Genomic DNA, 6,451 nt, shown 5'->3' with positions numbered 1-6,451 from the left:
ACGAGATCTGACCATATTTCTGGTACTAAGTTTGAAAGAGCACCTATACATCCTGAACCACCTGTTGAAAGGTTATATAAGAATTGGTCATCAAATCCTGAGTAAATTTTTGTCTTATGACCTTCTGTAGCTCTTAGTAGCCTATTAGTGTGAAGTGGGTCTAGAACTGAATCTTTAAGACCTACTATATTTGAGTTTTCTTCAACTAATTTAGCATATACTTCACCACTTACAGAGTAACCACTTCTAGCTGGAAAATTATAAATATATAAATTTCCCTTAACTTTTTTTGCTAATTCATTATAATATATAAAGATTTTTTCATCATCCATGGCAAAGTAATATGGTCCCATAACCATAATACCTTTATAGCCTATTTTTATAGCTTCATTGCTAAGCTTTACTGTATCTTCAAAAGAAGCACAATTGCTTCCAAAATATAAATCAACCCTACCCTTTGTATACTTGTAGTAGTCTTTAGCAAATTGTAATTTATCTTCATAGTCTAAAACTGTAAATTCTCCAGTACTTCCAAGTACTAGAATTCCATCAACACCACCTTCAATAAGAAAATCTATGACTTTCTTATTTTCTTCGAAATCCGGTTTTTCATTTTCATCAAATATTGTAACAACTGGTACTATTATTTCACACATAAAGTCCTCCTAAAAATTCAATCCTATAACACCATATAAAAGTACAGAAACTATGGATCCTGCTATTCCTATCAATAACTCATATGGTAGTAATTTTAATCTTTGTTTTATTTTCATATTAACAGAACCACAACTTACATGAAAGAAACTACCATGAGGTAAGCTATCAAACCAAATTGTTCCTGTATATATCATCTGTGCTGCCTGTAATGGAGCAACTCCTGAAGCTAATATTGATTCTCCGAATATATTACCTCCTACAGAAGATCCTGCCGTAGCAGATGCCGTAGCAGCTCCCATAGTAATACCTGCAATTGGAGCTAACATAAATCCTGGTAGACCTACGTGTTCAACAAATCCTATTACAACTTCTTGGATTGAGGAATTTGAAATAATTCCAGAAATAGTACCAGTTCCTAATAGAAGTAACACAACACTACTCATCTTATCCAATCCTAAAGTAGATAGAGATATAAAATCTTTATATTTGCCCATTGCAAGACATCCCACAATACCTCCTACTGGCAAAGCAATTATAGGATCAATTTCTATTCCTGCAATCGGTCTAAGAACCAATAGAGATATAGATACAATCGGACCAATTATTGAGGCAAATAATCCAGGTTTATTTTCTAATATTACTTCCTCTTCATGTTCGCCAAATAAATTTCCTTTATTTACTAGCGTTCTAGATAAAATTATTGTTGCAATAGCAACTGCTATACCAGGTATAACACCAGCTAGCATCAAACTGGTTAACGGTACATTAAAAGGCTCTGCTGCAGCAATCGTATTTGGATTTGGTGACGCCAACTGTCCTCCTTTAACTCCACCTATCATAGCAAATAAAATAGCTAATTTTGATACTTTTGTTTTTTTACCTATTTGTATTCCTATTGGAGATACTGTTAACACTGAAACATCTCCAAAAACACCTATCCCTGTTAATATAAATGTAGAAATAGTTAATGCAATTAATGAATTTGCTTCACCTAATTTTTTTACTATTGTTTCAGCAATTGTACTAGCGGCTCCTGAGCCCATGAGTACACCAGCTAATACTCCTGCCGCTATAATCCTTAATATAGCAGAAGTCATGCCAGAAGCGCCGCCCACCATTATACTCAATGTTCCTGAAAGACCAGCTCCACCTACAATTCCACCTACTAATGCTCCAAATAACATACTATAAGATGCAGGTATCCCAACGATTATTAAAAAAATAGCTATACCTAACGCTAATAAAGCACCTAATAAAGTAACTTCACTCATTTCATGTACGCTCCTTTCATACCTGATGTAGCACTCTCTGTATATTTTTTAAAAATTCCTTTTCTATTAGATAAATTTGGGGGTGTCCACTTTTTCTTTCTTTCCTTCATAATAGACTCTACTTCATACTTATCTACTTTTTCCCCTTTTATTCCCACTATATTAATAGTTCTATTATTAATATCTAACTCAATTAAATCTTCATCTTCAATAAACGCTATTGGTCCTCCTGTGACACCTTCTGGAGATATATGACCTACGCAAGGACCTCTTGTAGCACCAGAATATCTCCCATCAGTAATTAATACTGTTGATGAATTTATTCTTGGATCACTCATAATAGCTTCAGTAGTCATATACATTTCCGGCATTCCCGAACCTCTTGGACCTTCATATCTAATCACAAGTACATCGCCTGGATCTACATTCCTATCCACTACAGCTTGATTGCAATCTTCTTCACAATTAAAGACTTTTGCTTTTCCTACATGATACATCATATCTTCACTTACAGCTGAATACTTTATAACCGCTCCATCAGGTGCTATATTCCCCTCAAGAACAGCTACCGATCCCTTTTCATTGCTTTCATTAATAGGTGTTATGATGTCAGATTTCTTCAAACCATAATTTGCAAGATATCCAATATTTCTTTCATAAAAACCACTAGATTTTACAGCATCCAAGTTTTCCCCAAGAGTATTACCAGTGACTGTTATAACGTCTAAGTTCAAATATTCTCTCAGTTCTTCCTGAACTGCCGGAATCCCTCCTGCAAACCAAAGTGTTTCAGCTGGATATCTTCCACTTGGTGCAACATTGCATAAATGAGGAATCTTTTTGTTAATTTCATCAAATTTTTTTACATCTAATTCCCATCCTAAAGCATGTGCTAAAGCTGGCAGATGTATCATGGCATTGGTAGATCCTCCAATTGCAGCATGAACAATTATAGCATTTTCAAAAGCTTCTTTAGTTAATATATCAGATACTTTTATATTTTTTTCTTTTAGTCTCATTACTGCTTTTCCAGCCATTCTAGATGTTTGTTGAATATCTATCATTGTTGCAGAAGATAAAGCTGTAGTCGGTAATGATAGTCCTAACGCTTCAGATAAAGCCTGCATTGTATTTGCTGTCCCTAAGAATTGACATGCACCACATGATGGACAACCCGTTTTTTTGTATTGCATTACTTCAAAATCATTTATCTTGTTTTGTTTCTTTTGTAAAGTAATCTCTCCACCTTTTCCAGATGTAGTCATATAAGGTCCTGGTCTCATTGTTCCCCCAGGAACGAATACAGTAGGTATATCTAATCTTGCTGCCGCTATTAAATGAGCAGGAATTGATTTATCACATGATGAAACTAACACCATCCCATCCCAAGGATGCACATTTCCATGAATTTCAACCATATCAGCAATAATCTCTCGTGAAAGTAATATATAATTCATTCCATTATGTCCTTGAGCTATGCCATCACAGATATCAGTAATATGGAAATCTACTGGTTTACCACCGTTTTCTATTATTCCTGTATTTATTTCTTTAGTTAATTTGTCAAGATGTATGCTCCCTGGATGTGACTCTCCAAATACATCATTTACCATTATTAATGGTTTTTCAATATCATCTTCAGTCCATCCCATGCCCATTCTTAACGCGTCACTTTGAGCCCAAATTTCTCTGATCTTTTTAGCTTTTTGTGTCTTTTTATTCATAGTAATTTCTCTCAATCTCGATTTTTGTTTAATAAATTATAATCTATCACTCCACCTTTTGATCCAGAAGAAGCAACTCTAGAATATAAACCTAAATATCCTGAGTTGAATTTAGGCTCAGGTCTTCTCCATTTACTTAATCGTTCTTCAATAGTTTTATCGTCAACGAGTAAATTTATACTTCTACTTTGTATATCTATCTCTATTTCGTCACCGTTTTCTACTATTGCTATAGGTCCTCCTTCAGCAGCCTCAGGGGATATGTGACCAACAAACAATCCATTATTAGTCCCTGAAAATCTTCCATCTGTTATTAAAGCTGTTGATTTTCCCAAACCTCTTCCATATAACAATTTCATAGCTTTAAACATTTCTCTCATTCCAGGACCACCTTTTGGACCTTCATATCTTATAACAACACAATCTCCTTCCTTTATTTGACCTTCTAGAATTGCTTTTTCTGCTTCTTCTTCTGAATTAAATACAACAGCTCTACCTTTAAAATGATCTAAACTTCTATCAAAGGCGCCAGGTTTTGTAACTCCTGTATCAGGGGCTAAATTTCCTCGTAAAATTGCTATTCCTCCATCGTAATCAAACGGATTATCTAATGGTCTAATTACTTCATTATTTTCTTTAAATGGATAAAAATGATCTTCAATATTTTCTCTTACAGTTTTACCTGTTACAGTTAACTGCTTAAGATTTAAGTGATTATCTCCAAGATTTTGCATAATCCTTACTACTCCACCTGCTCTATAAAAATCTGGAACATTCCACTTTGAAGATGGATTAACGGATGCTAACCTCGGTGTATCATAAGAAAACTTGTTGAAAGTATCTAAAACATCAATATCTAATTCTGCTTCTATGGCAATAGCAGCTAGGTGCATTACAGCATTTGTGCTTCCACTCATTGATGTACAAACTTTTATAGCATTTTCTATGGACTTATTAGTAATTATTTTTCTTGAAGTTATATCTTTTTTAAATAATTCCATTATGTAGTATCCCGTATCTTGTGCTATTTGTAATCTTTTTGCACTTGTAGCAGGTATGATACCACCATCAGGAGGAGTCATTCCCATAACTTCAGATAATGCACACATTGTATTTGCTGTCCCCAAAAAAGAACAAGACCCACAAGAAGGACATGAATGATCTTCTAATATCTTATATTGTTCTTCAGTAATTTTCCCTGCAGCTAACATTCCTAAAGCTTCCATGCTAGAAGTTTGATCGGATTCTCTTCCATCAAATTCAATTCCTCCATCCATAGGTCCACCTGGTAATAAAATAGCTGGTATATCTAATCTAGCAGCTGCCATTAACATTCCAGGTACAATTTTATCGCATGATCCTAATAAAACGATACCATCGAGTGCATTAATTTGTGCCATAGACTCAATAGAATCAGCTATCAATTCCCTTGATGGCATTATATAATTCATTCCAACATGACCTTGACCCATTCCATCGCAACCACCAATTACACCGAATTCTACAGGAGTTCCACCATTTCTGTATATACCGTCTTTTACTCTTTGCGCAACTTGTCGCAAATTATAATGCCCTGGAACTAGTTCACTCCACGCATTAGCGATTCCTATTATAGGCTTTTTTAAATCCTCTGTAGTAAAACCCATAGATTTCATTGTGGCTCTATAATATTGATTTTCTGTTCCTTTTAAAATTTTATCACTATTTTTCTTTGGCATTTTTTGACCTCCTTATAATTTAGTCACTTTTAAACGTTAAAATTACCTTACTTATTTATTTCGTATATACGAATTTAGCTGTATATACGAATTACTTGTCTATAATATATCGTATAGGAAAACACTTGTCAAGTAATTTTTTAAAATTAGGTGCTAATAATTTTAGCTATACATAAAAACCTGCTAACAAAAGTCAAGCTTAACCTGAAATTAATTTCAGGCTATTTGATTTAAATTAGTGCATGGCAAATAAGCCGAAGTAAATAATCGGCTTTTTTTAGTATTTTTCCAAATCTTATGCTACTTTTAATTCTTTTTTCTCGGCTTTTCCTTCTTTTTCTTTTTTATCATGTAATTATATATTTCGTTTTCTGGATTTTTAGCACTCATCATACATTTCATTGCCTGGTAGCCTACTTTTCTTAGTATTGTGTTTCCTCTTTTACTTATTTTCCTTTGGTCTGCTTTAAAGTTTCCTGATTCATATGGCAGTGCGTCTATTCCAATAAAAGATATTAGGCTTTTTTTGTTTTTAAATTTTGATAGGTCTCCAAATTCTTCTACTATTTGTACTGCTAATTTTTCTGATATGCCTGAGAATTTTTTTACTTCTTGATATTCTTCTAAGGGCTCGGATATTTCTATCATTTATGATAAAATGTTATTTAGAATCTGATTTATTTGTTTTTTCAGGTTTATTCCTTCTCTGATATTCGTTTCTATTTTTGAGTTATAGGAAGGCTATGTTGAGATACTATCCTCTGCTAATTTGTAAATGGCTTTTGCTTTATTTGCATTTGGATGGTATCTCTTTTCTTTTGCCCACCTTTTATATTCTTCTACAAATTCTTCTTCTGTTTTTTCTAATACTAAGTCTTTATGCCACCATTTTTTTAAAAAGTCTAATAGTTTGTCTTTTGAAAAGTCTCCTTAATTATGTGGAATTAGTGTTTTTATGCCTGGAAATGTTTGATGTGTTATTTGATCTACGTAGTTCATTTGGTTGATTCTTAGCTCCATGTAACATTGGTAGCTTCTGTTTAATTCTTTTAAAACTCTGTAGTTTTCTTCATCTACCTTG

Annotated in this window: 5 protein-coding genes; all 5 read right to left on the bottom strand. The window is 33.5% G+C overall.

All coding sequences use genetic code 11. The annotated features are described in order from the left end of the window. The coding region (locus SOR60_RS02555) for a dihydrodipicolinate synthase family protein (RefSeq protein ID WP_320595123.1) at positions 1 to 656 on the bottom strand (656 nt) is incomplete at its 3' end. 9 nt (positions 657 to 665) lie between these two features. Next, a complete protein-coding gene (locus SOR60_RS02550; RefSeq protein WP_154541514.1) occupies positions 666 to 1,928 on the bottom strand; it encodes a GntP family permease in 1,263 nt (420 codons plus the stop codon). After that, on the bottom strand, positions 1,925 to 3,652 hold the full coding sequence (gene ilvD / locus SOR60_RS02545; protein WP_320595122.1) for a dihydroxy-acid dehydratase: 1,728 nt from the start codon (positions 3,650 to 3,652) through the stop codon (positions 1,925 to 1,927). Before ilvD (SOR60_RS02545) ends, SOR60_RS02550 begins: the two co-directional genes overlap by 4 nt. An 11-nt stretch (positions 3,653 to 3,663) precedes the next feature. Next, the gene (gene ilvD, locus SOR60_RS02540; RefSeq protein ID WP_320595121.1) at positions 3,664 to 5,370 is read right to left on the bottom strand and encodes a dihydroxy-acid dehydratase; all 1,707 of its coding nucleotides are present in this window, start codon (positions 5,368 to 5,370) and stop codon (positions 3,664 to 3,666) included. A 306-nt stretch (positions 5,371 to 5,676) separates the two neighbouring features. Then, positions 5,677 to 6,018 carry an IS110 family transposase gene (locus SOR60_RS02535; protein ID WP_229771238.1) on the bottom strand — a complete coding sequence of 114 codons (342 nt, stop codon included), beginning with the start codon at positions 6,016 to 6,018 and terminating at the stop codon, positions 5,677 to 5,679. Positions 6,019 to 6,451: the final 433 nt, after the last annotated feature.

Source organism: Anaerococcus porci (genome assembly GCF_034090325.1).
Taxonomy (GTDB): Bacteria; Bacillota; Clostridia; order Tissierellales; family Peptoniphilaceae; genus Anaerococcus; species Anaerococcus porci.
The sequence above is the reverse complement of the archived record's forward strand: the minus strand, read 5'-3'. Positions and strand labels throughout refer to the sequence as shown.

Excerpts from the sequence above, each read along its gene's own strand:
- ilvD (WP_320595122.1), bottom strand. The coding sequence starts at position 3,652 with ATGAATAAAAAGACACAAAAAGCTAAAAAGATCAGAGAAATTTGGGCT.
- ilvD (WP_320595121.1), bottom strand. The coding sequence starts at position 5,370 with ATGCCAAAGAAAAATAGTGATAAAATTTTAAAAGGAACAGAAAATCAA.
- SOR60_RS02535 (WP_229771238.1), bottom strand. The coding sequence starts at position 6,018 with ATGATAGAAATATCCGAGCCCTTAGAAGAATATCAAGAAGTAAAAAAA.
- SOR60_RS02550 (WP_154541514.1), bottom strand. The coding sequence starts at position 1,928 with ATGAGTGAAGTTACTTTATTAGGTGCTTTATTAGCGTTAGGTATAGCT.